The organism is Stenotrophomonas sp. CASM110 (genome assembly GCF_049384345.1).
GTDB classification, from domain to species: Bacteria; Pseudomonadota; Gammaproteobacteria; order Xanthomonadales; family Xanthomonadaceae; genus Stenotrophomonas; species Stenotrophomonas muris.
Map to the genome: position 1 here is coordinate 20,926 of NZ_JBMRGI010000018.1, position 17,411 is coordinate 38,336.

Below are 17,411 nucleotides of genomic sequence, written 5' to 3' on the forward strand. Positions count from 1 at the left end.
ATTGTTCGTAAGTGGTTTCAAGAGAGGCTGAGCGAGGCTCAGCCCTTCTTCATGACGGCTTCGGCGATGTTGGTCGGAGCCGGCTCGTAGTGATCGAATTCCATGGTGAAGGTGGCGCGGCCCTGGGTCTGCGAACGCAGCGCAGTGGCGTAGCCGAACATTTCACCCAGCGGGATCATCGCGTTGATGATGCTGGCCGAACCGTCACCGGTGGTGTCGGAACCCTGCAGCACGCCGCGACGACGGCTGACGTCGCCCATCACGTCACCCTGGTAATCCTCCGGGGTCACGATCTCGACCTTCATGATCGGCTCCAGCAGCACCGGCTTGGCCTTGGCGAAGCCCTGCTTGAAGGCCATCGACGAAGCCAGCTTGAACGCCATTTCCGAGGAGTCGACGTCGTGGTACGAACCGAACACCAGCTTCACCTTCACGTCCACGACCGGGAAGCCAGCCAGCGGACCGCTGGTGATGGTTTCGCGCAGGCCCTTTTCAACCGACGGAATGAATTCCTTCGGGATCACGCCGCCGGTGATGTCGTTGATGAACAGGAAGTCGTCCTTGATGGCCGGAGCCAGCTTCGGATCGGCACGGTCTTCAGCGGTGATCGGCGACAGCTCGATCACGACGTGACCGTACTGACCCTTACCACCGGACTGCTTGGCGTGCTTGTAGTCCGACTTGACGTCAGCCAGGGTGATGGTTTCGCGGTAGGCCACCTGCGGCGCGCCGACGTTGGCTTCAACGTTGAACTCGCGCTTCAGGCGATCGACGATGATGTCCAGGTGCAGCTCGCCCATGCCCGAGATGATGGTCTGGCCGGATTCTTCGTCGGTCTTGACGCGGAACGACGGATCTTCCTGCGCCAGACGGCCCAGGGCCAGACCCATCTTTTCCTGGTCCGACTTGGTCTTCGGCTCGACGGCCATCGAGATCACCGGCTCCGGGAACGTCATGCGCTCCAGGATGATCGGCGCGTCCACGGCGCACAGGGTGTCACCGGTGGTGGTGTCCTTCAGGCCCACGGCAGCAGCGATGTCACCAGCCAGAACTTCCTTGATTTCCTCGCGGTTGTTCGAGTGCATCTGCAGGATGCGACCGATGCGCTCCTTCTTGCCCTTCACCGAGTTCAGCACGGTGTCGCCACCGTTCAGGGTGCCCGAGTAGACGCGGAAGAAGGTCAGCGCGCCGACGAACGGGTCGGTGATGATCTTGAAGGCCAGCGACGAGAACGGAGCCTTGTCGTCCGACTTGCGGGTCATCTCGACGGTGTCGTCGTCAACGTCCACGCCCTTCACGTCCGGCACGTCGACCGGCGACGGCAGCAGCTGGATCACGCCGTCCAGCATGGCCTGCACGCCCTTGTTCTTGAAGGCCGAGCCGCAGTACATCGGCACGATCTCGGTGGCCAGGGTACGGGTACGCAGCGCGTTGATGATTTCAGCCTCGGCCAGCTCTTCGCCGCCCAGGTACTTTTCCATCAGCTCTTCGCTGGCTTCGGCAGCGGTCTCGACCATGAACTGGCGAGCCTCTTCGGCAGCCGCCTGCAGATCGGCCGGGATGTCGCTGTATTCGAACTTCATGCCCTGCGAAGCCTCATCCCAATGGATGGCCTTCATCTTCAGCAGGTCGACAACGCCCTTGAAGTTGTCTTCAGCGCCGATCGGCAGCTGCATCGGCACGGCGACCGCGCCCAGCTTGGCCTTCAGCTGGCCGACGACCTTCTGGAAGTTGGCACCGGTGCGGTCCATCTTGTTGACGAACGCGATGCGCGGCACGTGGTACTTGTTGGCCTGGCGCCACACGGTTTCCGACTGCGGCTGCACGCCACCGACGGCACACAGGACGAAGACGGCACCGTCGAGCACGCGCAGCGAGCGCTCCACTTCGATGGTGAAGTCGACGTGCCCGGGGGTGTCGATGATGTTGAAGCGGTGCTCCGGCAGGGACTTGTCCATGCCCTTCCAGAACGCGGTGGTGGCAGCGGACTGGATCGTGATGCCACGCTCCTGCTCCTGCTCCATCCAGTCCATGGTGGCGGCGCCGTCGTGCACTTCACCGATCTTGTGGCTCTTGCCGGTGTAGAACAGGATGCGCTCGGACGTGGTGGTCTTGCCGGCATCGATGTGAGCCATGATGCCGAAGTTACGGTAACGCTCGATGGGAGTGGAACGGGCCACGGGAGCCTCTCAGATTTCTTGGATTTCGGATGGCCGAACGCCGCCTTTCGGCGGCCTTCGGATTGGCGCAGCCCTTCTGGGACCGCGAGGCAGCACGCACCGAAGTGGTGCTGCCCTGCCTGTTTTACAAGGCCGTCAAACTCACCAGCGGTAGTGGGCGAATGCCTTGTTGGCTTCGGCCATGCGGTGGGTTTCTTCGCGCTTCTTGATGGCGCCGCCACGGTTTTCCGAGGCGTCGATCAGTTCAGCAGCCAGCTTCTTCGGCATGGTGTTCTCACCACGCTTGCGCGCGGAGTCGATCAGCCAGCGCATGGCCAGGGCCATCTTGCGCGACGAACGCACTTCGACCGGCACCTGGTAGGTGGCACCACCGACGCGACGCGACTTGACTTCGACCGCCGGAGCGACGTTGTCCAGAGCCTTCTGCACCAGTTCAATGGCGTTGGCGCTGCTGTTCTTCTCGGTGATCACGTCCATGGCGCCGTACACGATCTTTTCGGCGACGGACTTCTTGCCGCTCTGCATGACCATGTTGATGAAGCGGGCGATGGTTTCGCTTCCGTGCTTCGGATCGGGCAGGACGGAACGCTGCGGAGTATTACCCTTACGCGACATAGTGCTCTCTCCTTATGCCTTCGGACGCTTGGCGCCGTACTTGGAACGGGCCTGGCGACGCTTGGCAACGCCGGCGGCGTCGAGCGAGCCACGAACGGTGTGGTAACGCACACCCGGCAGGTCCTTGACGCGACCGCCGCGGATCAGGACCACGGAGTGCTCCTGCAGGTTGTGGCCTTCACCACCGATGTAGGAAATCACTTCTTCCTGGTTGGTCAGGCGGACCTTGGCAACCTTGCGCAGAGCCGAGTTCGGCTTCTTCGGAGTGGTGGTGTAGACACGGGTGCAGACGCCACGGCGCTGCGGGCACTTGTCGAGCGCCGGCGAGGCACTCTTGTAGGTGGTCGCTTGCCGCGGCTTGCGGACCAGCTGGTTGATCGTCGCCATCAGTAGGTTCTTCTGATTGGTGGCCGGAAAATCCGACCAGAGATGCGGAAATGTTAAAGCAGGCCGAAATTCTGGCCTGCTGAGACAGACGATTGTAGCAACCTGCCAGGAAAGCAGTCAAACGCCTCCTGTCAAGCCCGTCCCTGATCCCGGGACGTTACTGGGGGGCCTCCATGTACCCCGTTCAGGTTGACAGGGTTGATCGCGGACGATCTCCCCTGCCCTTTCCCAATCCCATCGATGGACCGATGGGGTGGTCCGGCCTTGCGGCCGGACCGGCTACCTCATTCGTCGCCCGACGCCTGTTCAGCTTCGGCTTCAACCACCGGCGCCTCGACCGCGGCCGGGGTACCGGCCAGGGTCTGCATTTCCGACTCGGTGAGACCGGAAGCGCCGCGACGGCGGTTGCTGTGGTACGCCAGGCCGGTACCGGCCGGAATCAGGCGACCCACGATGACGTTTTCCTTCAGGCCACGCAGGTTGTCCGAGGTGCCGCGGACGGCCGCTTCGGTCAGCACGCGGGTGGTTTCCTGGAACGAAGCAGCCGAGATGAACGATTCGGTCGCCAGCGACGCCTTGGTGATACCCAGCAGGACCGGATCGAAGTGCGCCGGCAGCTCGTTGCGGGCCGACAGGCGCGCATTTTCCTCGATAACGCGCTGACGCTCCACCTGTTCGCCGTTCAGGAACTTGCTGCTGCCCTGATCGGTGATCTCGACCTTGCGCAGCATCTGGCGGGTGATCACCTCGATGTGCTTGTCGTTGATCTTCACGCCCTGCAGGCGGTACACGTCCTGGATTTCCTTCACCAGGTAGGCCGCCAGCGGCTCGACGCCCAGCAGGCGCAGGATGTCCTGCGGGCTCGGCTCGCCGTCCACGATGGTTTCACCCTTGGTGACATGCTCGCCTTCGAACACGATGACCTGGCGGTACTTCGGGATCAGCTCTTCGTGCTCCGAACCATCGGTGTCCTTGATGATCAGGCGCTGCTTGCCCTTGGTGTCCTTGCCGAAGCTGATGATGCCCGAACGCTCGGCCAGCACCGCCGGATCCTTCGGCTTGCGCGCTTCGAACAGGTCGGCCACGCGCGGCAGACCACCGGTGATGTCGCGGGTCTTCGACGCTTCCTGCGGGATCTTGGCGACGACGTCGCCCACGCCCACCGGGGCGCCGTCCTGCAGGTTGACGATCGAACGCGGCGGCAGCAGGTACTGCGCCGGCAGGTCGGTGCCCGGAATCGACAGGTCGTTGCCCTTGGCGTCGACGATGCGCACGATCGGGCGCAGGTCCTTGGCCTGGGTACCACGACGCTTCGGATCGGTGATTTCGCGCGAAGCCAGGCCGGTCAGCTCGTCGGTCTTCTCGATGACGGTGATGCCATCAACGAAGTCGATGAAGCGGATGAAGCCGGCCACTTCCGACACGATCGGGTGGTTATGCGGATCCCAGTTGGCCACGGTCTGGCCAGCCTTGATCGCATCACCGTCCTTGGACGTGATGGTCGCACCGTACGGCAGCTTGTAACGCTCACGCTCACGGCCGTGGGCATCGAGCACCGAGATTTCGCCCGAGCGCGACACTGCGACCAGCGAGCCGTTGGCATGCTCGACCGACTTGAGGTTGCTGAACTTGACCGAGCCGGTGGTCTTGACGGTGATGTTGTCGACCGCTGCAGCTCGCGACGCCGCACCACCGATGTGGAACGTACGCATGGTCAGCTGGGTACCCGGCTCACCGATGGACTGCGCGGCGATGACGCCGACTGCTTCACCGATGTTGACCAGGTGGCCACGGGCCAGGTCGCGGCCGTAGCAGCGCGAGCAGACACCGAACGCCGATTCGCAGGAGATGGTCGAGCGGACCTTGATGGTCTGCACGCCGGCATCTTCCAGCTTGGCGACCCAGGCTTCGTCGAGCAGGGTGTTGCGGGTGACGATCGGATCCTCGTCGTTGCCCGGCAGGAATACGTCCTCGGCGACCACGCGGCCCAGCACGCGGTCCTTCAGCGGCTCGACCACGTCGCCGCCTTCCACGATCGGGGTCATGATCAGGCCTTCGGTGGTACCGCAATCCACCTCGGTGATCACCACGTCCTGCGCGACGTCGACCAGACGACGGGTCAGGTAACCCGAGTTCGCGGTCTTCAGTGCGGTATCGGCCAGACCCTTACGGGCACCGTGGGTGGAGTTGAAGTACTCCTGCACGTTCAGGCCTTCGCGGAAGTTCGCCTTGATGGGCGTCTCGATGATCGAGCCGTCCGGGCGGGCCATCAGGCCGCGCATGCCGGCCAGCTGACGGATCTGCGCCTGCGAACCACGCGCACCGGAGTCGGCCATGATGTACAGCGAGTTCATCGACTTCTGGTCGATGGTCTCGCCCTTGGCATTGACCACCTTCTCGGTACCGATGGTGTCCATCATCGCCTTGGCGATGCGCTCGTTGGTGCGCGACCAGATGTCGACCACCTTGTTGTAGCGCTCGCCGGCGGTGACCAGGCCCGACTGGTACTGCTCCTGGATTTCCAGCACTTCGGCTTCGGCCTCGGTGAGGATGCCCTTCTTCTCGTCCGGGATCAGCATGTCGTCGATGCCGATCGAGACGCCGGCGCGGGTCGCGTAGGCGAAGCCGGTGTACATCAGCTTGTCGGCGAACACGACCGTGTCCTTCAGGCCCAGCTGGCGGTAGCTGGAGTTGATCAGGCGGCTGATGTTCTTCTTGGTCAGCTCGGTGTTGGCCAGCGCGAACGGCAGGCCTTCCGGCAGGATTTCAGCCAGCAGGGCGCGACCGATCGTGGTGTCCACGATCGAGGTCTTGTTCTGCTTGTTGCCGTCTTCGTCGGTCACCACCTCGGTGATGCGGACCTTGACCTTGGCGTGCAGTTCCACCACACGGTTGTCGTAGGCACGCTTCACTTCGGCGATGTTGGCGAAGGCCATGCCCTCGCCCTTCTTGTTTTCCAGCGAGCGGGTCATGTAGTACAGACCCAGCACGACGTCCTGCGACGGCACGATGATCGGCTCGCCGTTGGCCGGCGACAGGATGTTGTTGGTCGACATCATCAGCGCACGCGCTTCCAGCTGGGCTTCCAGCGAGAGCGGCACGTGGACGGCCATCTGGTCACCGTCGAAGTCGGCGTTGAACGCGGTGCAGACCAGCGGGTGCAGCTGGATGGCCTTGCCTTCGATCAGCACCGGCTCGAACGCCTGGATGCCCAGACGGTGCAGGGTCGGCGCACGGTTCAGCATCACCGGATGCTCGCGGATGACCTCTTCCAGGATGTCCCAGACTTCGGCTTCTTCGCGCTCGACCAGCTTCTTGGCGGCCTTGATGGTGGTGGCCAGGCCACGACGCTGCAGCTTGGCGAAGACGAACGGCTTGAACAGCTCCAGCGCCATCTTCTTCGGCAGGCCGCACTGGTGCAGGCGCAGGTACGGACCGACCACGATGACCGAACGGCCCGAGTAGTCGACGCGCTTGCCGAGCAGGTTCTGGCGGAAGCGACCCTGCTTGCCCTTGATCATGTCGGCCAGCGACTTCAGCGGGCGCTTGTTGGTGCCGGTGATGGCACGACCGCGACGGCCGTTGTCCAGCAGCGCATCGACCGATTCCTGCAGCATGCGCTTTTCATTGCGCACGATGATGTCCGGCGCGCTCAGTTCGAGCAGGCGGCGCAGGCGGTTGTTGCGGTTGATGACGCGGCGGTACAGGTCGTTCAGGTCGGAGGTCGCGAAGCGGCCGCCATCCAGCGGGACCAGCGGGCGCAGGTCCGGCGGCAGCACCGGCAGCACGGTCATGACCATCCATTCCGGACGGTTGCCCGATTCCAGGAAGGCCTCGATCAGCTTGATGCGCTTGGTGAGGCGCTTGAGCTTGGTTTCCGAACCGGTAGCGGCGATTTCCTCGCGCAGGCGGGTCATTTCCGACTGCAGGTCGATCGTGCGCAGCAGCTCGTACACCGCCTCGGCGCCCATCGCGGCGTCGAAGTCGTCACCGTGCTCCTGGCGGGCCTGCAGGTACTGTTCTTCGGTCAGCAGCTGGCGGCGCTCCAGGGCGGTCAGGCCCGGCTCGGTCACCACGTACGCTTCGAAGTACAGCACGCGCTCGATATCGCGCAGGGTCATGTCCAGCATCAGGCCGATGCGCGACGGCAGCGACTTCAGGAACCAGATGTGCGCGACCGGCGACGCCAGGTCGATGTGGCCCATGCGCTCACGGCGCACCTTGGCCAGGGTCACTTCGGTGCCGCACTTTTCGCAGACCACGCCGCGGTGCTTCATGCGCTTGTACTTGCCGCACAGGCACTCGTAGTCCTTCACCGGGCCGAAGATGGCGGCGCAGAACAGGCCGTCGCGTTCCGGCTTGAAGGTACGGTAGTTGATGGTTTCCGGCTTCTTCACTTCGCCGAAGGACCACGAACGGATCAGGTCCGGCGAGGCCAGCGCGATCTTGATCGCGTCGAAGTCCAGCGTCTGGCGCTGCTGGTTGAAGAGGTTGAGCAGGTCTTTCATGGTGTTCTCCAGAAGGAGGAATGCTGTGTCGATGGGCTTTCAGTTGACTGCCAGCGGCGCGGCGGCGGAGGCGGCCGCGCCGGCATGGATCAGTTGTCTTCCAGTTCCATGTTGATGGCCAGCGAGCGGATTTCCTTCACGAGCACGTTGAAGGATTCCGGCATGCCCGCGACCATCTCGTGCTCACCGTCGACAATGTTCTTGTACATCTGGTTGCGGCCCTGCACGTCATCGGACTTCACCGTCAGCATTTCCTGCAGGGTGTAGGCCGCGCCGTAGGCTTCCAGCGCCCAGACTTCCATTTCACCGAAGCGCTGGCCGCCGAACTGCGCCTTGCCGCCCAGCGGCTGCTGGGTGACGAGCGAGTACGGACCGGTCGAACGGGCGTGCATCTTGTCGTCGACCAGGTGGTTCAGCTTCAGGTAGTGCATGTAGCCAACGGTGGTGTGGCGATCGAAGGCTTCACCGGTGCGGCCGTCGTACAGCTGGGTCTGGCCGCTGCTCGGCAGGTCGGCCAGTTCCAGCATGCGCTTGATTTCCGCTTCGGTGGCGCCGTCGAACACCGGGGTAGCCATCGGCACGCCGTCGGTCAGGTTGCGCGCCAGGCGCAGCAGTTCCTCGTCGCTGAACTGCGACAGGTCGACACGGTTGGCCACGTTGGTGTCGTCGTGGTTGTAGATGTCGTCCAGGAACTTGCGCAGGTCGGCGACCGCCGCCTGGGCTTCCATCATCGCCTGGATCTTGCGACCCAGACCCTTGGCGGCCCAGCCCAGGTGCACTTCCAGGATCTGGCCGATGTTCATGCGCGACGGCACGCCCAGCGGGTTCAGCACGATGTCCACGGTTTCGCCCGAGGCCATGTACGGCATGTCCTCGACCGGCACCACGTTGGAGACCACACCCTTGTTGCCGTGGCGGCCAGCCATCTTGTCGCCCGGCTGGATGCGGCGCTTCACGGCCAGGAACACCTTGACCATCTTCAGAACGCCCGGAGCGAGGTCGTCACCGGCGGTGATCTTGCCGCGCTTGTCGGCGAAGCGACGCTCGAACTCCTTCTCGTGCGCCTGGATCTGCTTCTGCGCGCGCTCGATGGCTTCCGAAGCGTCCTCGTCCTTCATGCGCAGGGCGAACCAGTCAGCCTTCTTCAGGCCGTCCAGGAAGGCGTCGGTGATCACGTCACCCTTCTTCAGGCCAGCGCCACCGTTGACCACCTTGCCCACGATCTGCGAACGCAGACGCATGTAGATGGCGGCTTCCAGGATGCGGAACTGGTCGTCGAAGTCCTTCTTGACGCGCTTGATTTCAGACTCTTCGATCTGGCGGGCGCGCTTGTCCTTCTCGATGCCGTCGCGGGTGAAGACCTGCACGTCGATGACGGTGCCGTCCATGCCCGGCGGAACGCGCAGCGAGCTGTCCTTCACGTCCGAAGCCTTCTCGCCGAAGATCGCGCGCAGCAGCTTCTCTTCCGGGGTCAGCTGGCTTTCGCCCTTCGGGGTGACCTTGCCGACCAGGATGTCGCCGGCACGGACTTCCGCGCCGATGTACACCACGCCGCTCTCGTCCAGGCGGTTCAGCGCCTGCTCGGAGACGTTCGGGATGTCGGCGGAGATTTCCTCCGGCCCCAGCTTGGTGTCACGCGCGACGCAGGTCAGCTCTTCGATGTGGATCGTGGTGTAACGATCCTCTTCCACCACGCGCTCGGAGAGCAGGATGGAGTCTTCGAAGTTGTAGCCGTTCCACGGCATGAACGCGATCAGCATGTTCTGGCCCAAGGCCAGTTCGCCGATGTCGGTGGACGGACCGTCGGCCAGCACGTCGCCGCGGGCGATGACGTCACCGACCTGGACCAGCGGGCGCTGGTTGATGCAGGTGTTCTGGTTCGAACGGGTGTACTTGACCAGGTTGTAGATGTCCACGCCTGCGTCGGTGGCGCCAACGATCTCTTCCTCGTTGACCTTGACCACGATGCGGGCCGCGTCGATCTGCACGATCTCGCCACCACGACGGGCATTCACGGTCACACCGGAGTCACGCGCCACGGCGCGCTCGATGCCGGTACCGACCAGCGGCTTCTGCGCACGCAGGGTCGGCACGGCCTGACGCTGCATGTTGGCGCCCATCAGTGCGCGGTTGGCGTCATCGTGCTCCAGGAACGGAACCAGCGCAGCCGCGATCGACACGGTCTGCATCGGCGAGACGTCCATGAAGTGGACTTCCGCCGGCGGCTTCAGCAGCGATTCGCCCTGGAAGCGGCACGGGACGAACTGCTCGGTCAGGGTGCCCTTGGCGTCGGTCAGCGCGTTGGCCTGCGCAATGACGTACTCGTTTTCTTCGATCGCCGACAGGAACTCGACTTCGTCATAGACCTTGCCGTCCACGACCTTGCGGTACGGGGTCTCGAGGAAACCGTACTGGTTGGTGCGGGCGTACACGGCCAGCGAGTTGATCAGGCCGATGTTCGGGCCTTCCGGGGTTTCGATGGTGCAGACGCGGCCGTAATGGGTCGGGTGCACGTCGCGCACTTCGAAGCCGGCGCGCTCACGGGTCAAACCGCCCGGGCCCAGGGCCGAGACGCGACGCTTGTGAGTCACTTCCGACAGCGGGTTGTTCTGGTCCATGAACTGCGACAGCTGCGAGGAGCCGAAGAACTCCTTGATGGCAGCGGCGACCGGCTTGGCGTTGATCAGTTCCTGCGGGGTCAGGCCTTCCGACTCGGCCATCGACAGGCGCTCCTTGACCGCGCGCTCGACGCGGACCAGGCCGACGCGGAACACGTTCTCGGCCATTTCACCGACCGAACGCACGCGACGGTTGCCCAGGTGATCGATGTCGTCGACCACGCCGCGACCGTTGCGGATCTCGGTCAGGACCTTGATCACGTCCAGGATGTCGGAGCTGTCGCCGTGGGCAGCGACCAGGCGCTTGGACTCTTCGTCGTTGCGCTCACCGAAGTACTTGCTGTCGTACAGCACGGCTTCGCCGGTGGTTTCCTTGCGGCCCACGCGACGGTTGAACTTCATGCGGCCGACCGCGGACAGGTCGTAGCGCTCGAAGGTGAAGAACAGGTTGTGGAACAGGTTCTGCGCGGCATCCTTGGTCGGCGGCTCGCCCGGACGCATCATGCGGTAGATCTCGACCAGGGCTTCCAGCTGGGTCTTGGTCGGGTCGATGCGCAGGGTGTTGGACAGGTACGGACCACGATCCAGGTCGTTCACCCACAGGGTGCCGACCGCATCGACGCCGGCCTTGCGGAAGGCCTGCAGCTGCTCGTCGGTGATCTCGTCGTTGGCCTGGGCCAGCAGTTCGCCGGTGGAGGCATCGACCACGTCGTGCGACAGGATGCGGCCGACGATGTAGTCGTCCGGCACGGCCAGGGCGGCGATGCCCGAGGCTTCCAGCTGCTTGATGTGGCGCGCGGTGATGCGCTTGCCGGCTTCCACGATGACCTTGTCGCCGTCGGCGAGGTCGAAGCCCAGGGTTTCGCCACGCAGGCGCTCCGGCACCAGCTCCAGCTGGACGCCTTCATCCGGGTTGATGTGGAAGGTGTTGATCTCGAAGAACTCGGCCAGCATCTCCTCGTTGCTGTAACCAAGCGCGCGCAGCAGGATCGACACCGGCAGCTTGCGGCGGCGGTCGATACGGGTGAACAGCGCGTCCTTCGGGTCGAACTCGAAGTCCAGCCAGGAGCCGCGGTAAGGAATGATGCGGGCGCTGTACAGCAGCTTGCCCGAGCTGTGGGTCTTGCCACGGTCGTGGTCGAAGAACACGCCCGGCGAGCGGTGCAGCTGCGAGACGATGACGCGCTCGGTGCCGTTGACGATGAAGGTGCCGTTCTCGGTCATCAGCGGGATTTCGCCCAGATAGACCTCCTGCTCCTTCACGTACTTGATGGCCTTGGTCGACGACTCACGGTCGTAGATCACCAGGCGCACGGTCACGCGCAGCGGGGCGCCGTAGCTCATGCCGCGCTGGCGGCACTCACGCTCGTCGAAGACCGGTTCGCCCAGCTTGTAGCCGACGTATTCCAGGGCAGCATTGCCGCTGTAGCTGGCGATCGGGAAGACCGACTTCAGCGCAGCGTGCAGGCCGTGGTCCGTGCGCTTGGCCGGATCGACGTTTTCCTGCAGGAATTCACGATAGGAATCCACCTGGATGGCGAGCAGGAACGGCACTTCGAGAATCGAGCGCTGCTTGCCGAAATCCTTGCGGATACGCTTTTTTTCGGTGAACGAATAGGACGTCATGAGGTCTTCCACCTTGTTGTGCGGATCGTGCGCCCACGATCCGAAGGGAACTTGAAATTGTCAGTTGGAAGTCGCTGGTATTGCCGGCACCAGCACGCCTTCTCCCGCTACTTCCAACTGCCAACTCGTCTGCTACCACTCCCCCGCTGCCGCGCCGTGCGCTGGCCTGCCGGGGTTTGACTGCAGCCCGTGTTGGGCTTTTTCCTGCTTTTGAAACAGTCGACTAACAGTCGACCCTACCGGTACCGCAACAACGACCAAAGGCCGGGGGCTTACGCCCCCAGCCTTGGCTGCATCGCCGTGAATCGGTGACGATGCAAGGTAACTGCTTACTTGACTTCGACAGTCGCGCCAGCAGCTTCCAGGTCCTTCTTCATCTTCTCGGCGTCTTCCTTCGAAGCGCCTTCCTTCAGGACGCCACCGGCTTCGGCCAGGTCCTTCGCTTCCTTCAGGCCCAGGCCGGTGATGGCGCGGACGGCCTTGATGACCTCGACCTTCTTCTCGCCGGCGGTCTTCAGGGTGACGGTGAACTCGGTCTGCTCTTCAACAGCAGCGGCCGGGCCAGCGGCAGCAGCCACGGCAACCGGAGCAGCGGCGGAGACGCCGAACTTCTCTTCGATGGCCTTGACCAGCTCCATCACTTCCATCAGGGACTTCTCGGCGATGGCGTCGACGATCTGTTCGTTGGTAAGGGACATGATTAATACCTTTGGATGATTTTCTGGGTTGAGGTTCCGTCAGGAACCACGGTAAGTCGAAACTCAGGCGGTCTCGGCGGCCGGCTCGGCAGCGTCGGCGGCGACATCGCCACCCCCCTGCTTCTCGCCAACGGCCTTGATGGCGCGGGCAAACATCGTGACCGGCTCGGTCAGGACGCGGGCCAGCATGGCCAGGGCCTGGTCGCGGGTCGGCAGCGAGGCCAGCACTTCGACGTGGCTTGCCGGGAACACTTCGCCACCGATGGCGACGACCTTAGCCTTCAGCTTGTCGTTGCCCTTGGCGGCTTCCTTGATCAGGCGACCGGCAGCGCCGGGCTCCTCGAGCGAGAACGCGTACAGCAGCGGACCAACCATCTGGTCCTGTGCGACTGCGAACTCGGTGCCTTCAACGGCGCGCGAAGCCAGGGTGTTCTTGACAACCTTCAAGAAAACACCGGTTTCACGAGCCTGCTTGCGCATCGCGGTCATCTGGGCGACCGTGGTGCCAGCGTATTCGGCTGCGATCAAGGAGTGGGCCTTGGCGGCGACGTCTGCCAGCTCGGCGACTACTTCTTGCTTCTGGGACAGATTGAGAGCCATTGCACTCCTCCTATTGAACTCCGCTTACGGCTCCTGCCGTGTGCGGTCCTGTGCGGCATCCGTCCTGGACGCCGGGAACATCGGGATGATGTTCCGGGGGTGGGCCGTTCTAGACCTGGAGTGGGCCAACCTGGGAAACCCAGACGTGCGTGAACCAGAAAAACTCCAGAAGGGCACCATCTACGCAGGGTGATTCCGGGGAATCGATTAAGCGCTCATGACTGCTCCGGCGGCGACTCCTTGCCAGATCGAGCTTCCGTGCCCGTCGCCGGTATTGCCACGACCGCGCCTGCGGTCTTTGACGGCTACCGCAGGCGATGCACTGCCAGCGATGCCTTCAAATGTCACGGTCACGGCACCGAAGGTACCGTGACCGCTTGAAACAATTACTTCAGGGTCAGCGACGACTGGTCGACGGTGACGCCCGGGCCCATCGTCGAGCTGACCGAAACCTTCTGCAGGTAGGTGCCCTTCGAGGTGGCCGGCTTGGCCTTGATCAGGTCCAGCAGCAGCGCGGTCAGGTTCGACTTCAGCGCGTCTTCGGCGAAGTCGGCCTTGCCGATGGTGCAGTGGATGATGCCGGCCTTGTCGGTGCGGTAACGGACCTGACCCGACTTGGCGTTCTTCACGGCTTCACCCGGGTTCGGGGAAACGGTGCCGACCTTCGGGTTCGGCATCAGGCCGCGCGGGCCCAGCACGGTGCCCAGCTTACCGACGACACGCATGGCGTCCGGGGTCGCGATGACGACGTCATAGTTCAGATCACCGGCCTGCATCTTCTCGGCCAGATCGTCCATACCGACGGCTTCGGCGCCAGCGGCCAGGGCTTCATCAGCCTTGGCACCGGCCGGAGCGAACACGGCGACGCGGACCGACTTGCCGGTACCGGCCGGCAGCACGGTGGAGCCACGGACCTGCTGGTCGGACTTCTTCGCGTCGACGCCCAGGCGCACGGCAACGTCGATCGACTCGACGAACTTGGCCTTGGTGGCGGTCTTCAGGATGTTGATCGCGTCCTCGAAGGCGTACGCCTTGCCCGGAACGACGGCGGCCTTGATGGCCTTCTCACGCTTGGTCTGTGCCATCTTATTAACCCTCCACCACGAGGCCCATGGAACGGGCAGAGCCAGCGATGGTACGCACGGCGGCGTCCAGGTCGGCGGCAGTCAGATCCGGTTCCTTCGCCTTGGCGATCTCTTCCAGCTGCTTACGGGTGACCTTGCCGACCTTCTCGGTGTTCGGGCGCTTGGAGCCCGACGAGATGCCAGCGGCCTTCTTCAGCAGGGTGGTAGCCGGGGTGCTCTTGGTGATGAAGGTGAACGTACGGTCCGAGTAGGCCGTAATGATCACCGGAACCGGCAGACCCGGCTCGAGCTTCTGCGTGGCAGCGTTGAACGCCTTGCAGAATTCCATGATGTTCAGACCACGCTGACCCAGCGCAGGACCGACCGGCGGCGAGGGGTTGGCCTGACCGGCCTTCACCTGCAGCTTGATGTAACCGACAACTTTCTTTGCCATGTGAGTGCTCTCCGGGTGCTAGCGCCTTTCGACAACAGGCTCCCCATCGGACCGGGAATCACGCGTCCCGGCATCGCGTTTTGAAATCATGCTGAAGGCCACCTTGCGGCGGCCTCGTCCTGCTGGCTTTCCCAGCAGGGAGCCGCGCACTATAACAGGTTTTTTCTTCACATGCCTGAAGCAGCAGGTAAACGAACGAAACCGGGCCAGGCCCGGTTTCTGGTCCGACGCCGAGCATGGCTCGACGCTACAGGCAGGTCAGACGGCCTTTTCGACCTGGCCGAACTCGAGCTCGACCGGGGTCGCACGACCGAAGATCAGCACCGAGACGCGCAGACGGCTCTTCTCGTAGTTGACCTCTTCGACGACGCCATTGAAATCGTTGAACGGGCCATCGGTGACACGGACCATCTGGCCCGGCTCGAACAGCACCTTGGGACGCGGCTTCTCGACACCTTCCTGAACGCGGTTCAGGATGGCCTCGGCCTCGGAATCGGCGATCGGCAGCGGGCGATCAGCGGTACCGCCGATGAAGCCCATCACGCGCGGGGTTTCCTTGACCAGATGCCAGCTTTCGTTGTCGATGCGCGGAATGCCGGCTTCTTCGTGGGTCTCGATCTGGACCAGCACATAGCCCGGGAAGAACTTGCGCTCGGAGCGGCGCTTCTGGCCAGCGCGCATCTCGACCACTTCTTCGGTTGGAACCAGGACGTCGCCGAAGCGCTCTTCCATGCCATCACGGACGATGCGATCGCGCAGGGCCTGCGCCACCGACTTCTCGAAGCCCGAATAGGCGTGAACGACGTACCAACGCTTCATGCAATTCTCCTTAGCGGCTCAGGAACCACTGAGTCAGTTTCTGGATCAGGAAGTCGAAGCCACCCAGCAGCAGGCTGAGGATGAGCACCACGACGATCACGACCCAGGTCATGCGGATGGCTTCCTGGCGCGTCGGCCAGACCACCTTGCGCAGTTCGAAGCGCGACTCGGAGAGGAATTCGCGGGTGTCGCGCCCCTTGCCGGTCAGCATGAACACGCCGATACCGCCAACCAGACCGACCACGACCGCCAACGCACGCACCTGACCCGCCCACGCACCCAGCTGGGCGGCGCGACCGGAGTCGGCGGAGAACCAGAACCAGACGAACAGACCGGCCAGCACCAGCAACGATGCGGCGACATACTTGACGATATCTCCACCATTGGCGGAGTTGTCCTTGGAGTGTTCGATCTTGCTATTCATCCGGCTGTGTCTGCTTTAGCGGCGCAGGCCGCTGGGTAAGGTGGGCAGATGGCACGCCAGGAGGGACTCGAACCCCCAACCTGCGGTTTTGGAGACCGCTGCTCTGCCAATTGAGCTACTGGCGTACGTTGAAAACTTGCCTTCCCTTAGACGGCGAAGGCGGACCGAGGTTCCCGGCCCGCCATTCGCGTAACCGGCGGCGCTATGCAACCACCGGTACTGCAGGCTTACTCGATGATCTTCGAGACCACGCCGGCGCCGACGGTACGGCCGCCTTCGCGGATGGCGAAGCGCAGGCCTTCGTCCATTGCCACCGGGTTGATCAGGGTGACGACCATCTTGACGTTGTCACCCGGCATCACCATTTCGACGCCTTCCGGCAGCGCAGCTGCGCCGGTGATGTCGGTGGTGCGGAAGTAGAACTGCGGACGGTAGCCGTTGAAGAACGGGGTGTGGCGGCCGCCTTCGTCCTTCGACAGGACGTACACTTCGCCTTCGAACTTGGTGTGCGGCTTGATCGTGCCCGGCTTGGCCAGCACCTGGCCACGCTCGACGTCGTCACGCTTGGTGCCGCGCAGCAGCAGGCCAGCGTTGTCGCCTGCCTGACCCTGGTCCAGCAGCTTGCGGAACATTTCAACGCCGGTCACGGTGGTCTTCTGCACCGGACGGATGCCGACGATTTCGATTTCGTCGCCAACCTTGATCACGCCGCGCTCGATACGACCGGTCACCACGGTGCCGCGGCCCGAGATCGAGAACACGTCTTCCACCGGCATCAGGAACGGCTTGTCGATCGCACGCTCCGGCTCCGGAATCCAGCTGTCCAGCGCGTCGACCAGCTTCAGGATGGCCGGCACGCCGATGTCGCTCTGGTCGCCTTCCAGCGCCAGACGGGCCGAACCGGCGATGATCGGGGTGTCGTCGCCCGGGAACTCGTACTTGCTCAGCAGTTCGCGCACTTCCATCTCGACCAGCTCGAGCAGCTCGGCGTCGTCGACCATGTCGGCCTTGTTCAGGAACACGACGATGTACGGCACGCCGACCTGGCGCGACAGCAGGATGTGCTCACGGGTCTGCGGCATCGGGCCGTCAGCGGCCGAGCACACCAGGATCGCGCCGTCCATCTGGGCGGCACCGGTGATCATGTTCTTGACGTAGTCAGCGTGGCCCGGGCAGTCAACGTGGGCGTAGTGACGGATCGGGGATTCGTATTCGACGTGCGCGGTCGAGATCGTGATACCACGAGCCTTTTCTTCCGGCGCGGCGTCGATCGAGGAGTAGTCCTTGAACTCGCCACCGAAGCGCTCGGCACCGATCTTGGTCAGTGCGGCGGTCAGCGTGGTCTTGCCGTGGTCGACGTGACCGATGGTGCCGACATTGACGTGCGGCTTGGTGCGCTCGAACTTACCCTTGGCCAT

General features: G+C 63.5%; 12 protein-coding genes and 1 tRNA gene. All 13 read right to left on the minus strand.

Translation table 11 applies throughout. The annotated features are described in order from the left end of the window. Positions 1-38 precede the first annotated feature (38 nt). The gene (gene fusA, locus VG561_RS15585; RefSeq protein ID WP_014646050.1) at positions 39-2,180 is read right to left on the minus strand and encodes an elongation factor G; all 2,142 of its coding nucleotides are present in this window, start codon (positions 2,178-2,180) and stop codon (positions 39-41) included. A gap of 141 nt (positions 2,181-2,321) precedes the next feature. Beyond that, entirely contained in the window at positions 2,322-2,795 is a 474-nt protein-coding gene (gene rpsG / locus VG561_RS15590; RefSeq protein WP_004145321.1) for a 30S ribosomal protein S7, read from the minus strand. A gap of 12 nt (positions 2,796-2,807) precedes the next feature. Next, positions 2,808-3,182 carry a 30S ribosomal protein S12 gene (rpsL, locus tag VG561_RS15595; protein ID WP_004145320.1) on the minus strand — a complete coding sequence of 125 codons (375 nt, stop codon included), beginning with the start codon at positions 3,180-3,182 and terminating at the stop codon, positions 2,808-2,810. 284 nt (positions 3,183-3,466) lie between these two features. Continuing rightward, on the minus strand, positions 3,467-7,690 hold the full coding sequence (gene rpoC / locus VG561_RS15600) for a DNA-directed RNA polymerase subunit beta' (RefSeq protein ID WP_262094054.1): 4,224 nt from the start codon (positions 7,688-7,690) through the stop codon (positions 3,467-3,469). Positions 7,691-7,779: 89 nt separating this feature from the next. After that, complete coding sequence (gene rpoB, locus VG561_RS15605) at positions 7,780-11,934, minus strand: DNA-directed RNA polymerase subunit beta (RefSeq protein WP_014646048.1); 4,155 nt, start codon at positions 11,932-11,934, stop codon at positions 7,780-7,782. Between the two features lie 329 nt (positions 11,935-12,263). Continuing rightward, complete coding sequence (gene rplL / locus VG561_RS15610) at positions 12,264-12,632, minus strand: 50S ribosomal protein L7/L12 (protein ID WP_014646047.1); 369 nt, start codon at positions 12,630-12,632, stop codon at positions 12,264-12,266. A 63-nt stretch (positions 12,633-12,695) separates the two neighbouring features. Then, on the minus strand, positions 12,696-13,232 hold the full coding sequence (gene rplJ, locus VG561_RS15615; RefSeq protein ID WP_010480377.1) for a 50S ribosomal protein L10: 537 nt from the start codon (positions 13,230-13,232) through the stop codon (positions 12,696-12,698). A gap of 386 nt (positions 13,233-13,618) precedes the next feature. Further along, complete coding sequence (gene rplA / locus VG561_RS15620; protein ID WP_014646045.1) at positions 13,619-14,317, minus strand: 50S ribosomal protein L1; 699 nt, start codon at positions 14,315-14,317, stop codon at positions 13,619-13,621. A gap of 4 nt (positions 14,318-14,321) precedes the next feature. Next, positions 14,322-14,750, minus strand: coding sequence for a 50S ribosomal protein L11 (gene rplK, locus VG561_RS15625; protein ID WP_004145248.1), 429 nt, complete (start codon positions 14,748-14,750; stop codon positions 14,322-14,324). A gap of 258 nt (positions 14,751-15,008) precedes the next feature. Further along, the gene (nusG, locus tag VG561_RS15630) at positions 15,009-15,569 is read right to left on the minus strand and encodes a transcription termination/antitermination protein NusG (RefSeq protein WP_004154362.1); all 561 of its coding nucleotides are present in this window, start codon (positions 15,567-15,569) and stop codon (positions 15,009-15,011) included. A gap of 10 nt (positions 15,570-15,579) precedes the next feature. Continuing rightward, positions 15,580-15,993, minus strand: a complete 414-nt coding sequence (gene secE / locus VG561_RS15635) for a preprotein translocase subunit SecE (RefSeq protein ID WP_014646044.1) — start codon at positions 15,991-15,993, stop codon at positions 15,580-15,582. A 49-nt stretch (positions 15,994-16,042) separates the two neighbouring features. Beyond that, positions 16,043-16,118: transfer RNA gene (locus VG561_RS15640), tRNA-Trp, on the minus strand. A 102-nt stretch (positions 16,119-16,220) separates the two neighbouring features. Continuing rightward, positions 16,221-17,411 (minus strand): elongation factor Tu, encoded by a 1,191-nt coding sequence (gene tuf / locus VG561_RS15645; protein ID WP_014036096.1) that lies wholly within the window; start codon positions 17,409-17,411, stop codon positions 16,221-16,223.

Coding starts and splice junctions, on each gene's coding strand:
- secE (WP_014646044.1), bottom strand. CDS start 15,993: ATGAATAGCAAGATCGAACACTCCAAGGACAACTCCGCCAATGGTGGA.
- rpoB (WP_014646048.1), bottom strand. CDS start 11,934: ATGACGTCCTATTCGTTCACCGAAAAAAAGCGTATCCGCAAGGATTTC.
- tuf (WP_014036096.1), bottom strand. CDS start 17,411: ATGGCCAAGGGTAAGTTCGAGCGCACCAAGCCGCACGTCAATGTCGGC.
- rpsL (WP_004145320.1), bottom strand. CDS start 3,182: ATGGCGACGATCAACCAGCTGGTCCGCAAGCCGCGGCAAGCGACCACC.
- rpsG (WP_004145321.1), bottom strand. CDS start 2,795: ATGTCGCGTAAGGGTAATACTCCGCAGCGTTCCGTCCTGCCCGATCCG.
- rplL (WP_014646047.1), bottom strand. CDS start 12,632: ATGTCCCTTACCAACGAACAGATCGTCGACGCCATCGCCGAGAAGTCC.
- rplA (WP_014646045.1), bottom strand. CDS start 14,317: ATGGCACAGACCAAGCGTGAGAAGGCCATCAAGGCCGCCGTCGTTCCG.
- rpoC (WP_262094054.1), bottom strand. CDS start 7,690: ATGAAAGACCTGCTCAACCTCTTCAACCAGCAGCGCCAGACGCTGGAC.
- rplK (WP_004145248.1), bottom strand. CDS start 14,750: ATGGCAAAGAAAGTTGTCGGTTACATCAAGCTGCAGGTGAAGGCCGGT.
- rplJ (WP_010480377.1), bottom strand. CDS start 13,232: ATGGCTCTCAATCTGTCCCAGAAGCAAGAAGTAGTCGCCGAGCTGGCA.
- nusG (WP_004154362.1), bottom strand. CDS start 15,569: ATGAAGCGTTGGTACGTCGTTCACGCCTATTCGGGCTTCGAGAAGTCG.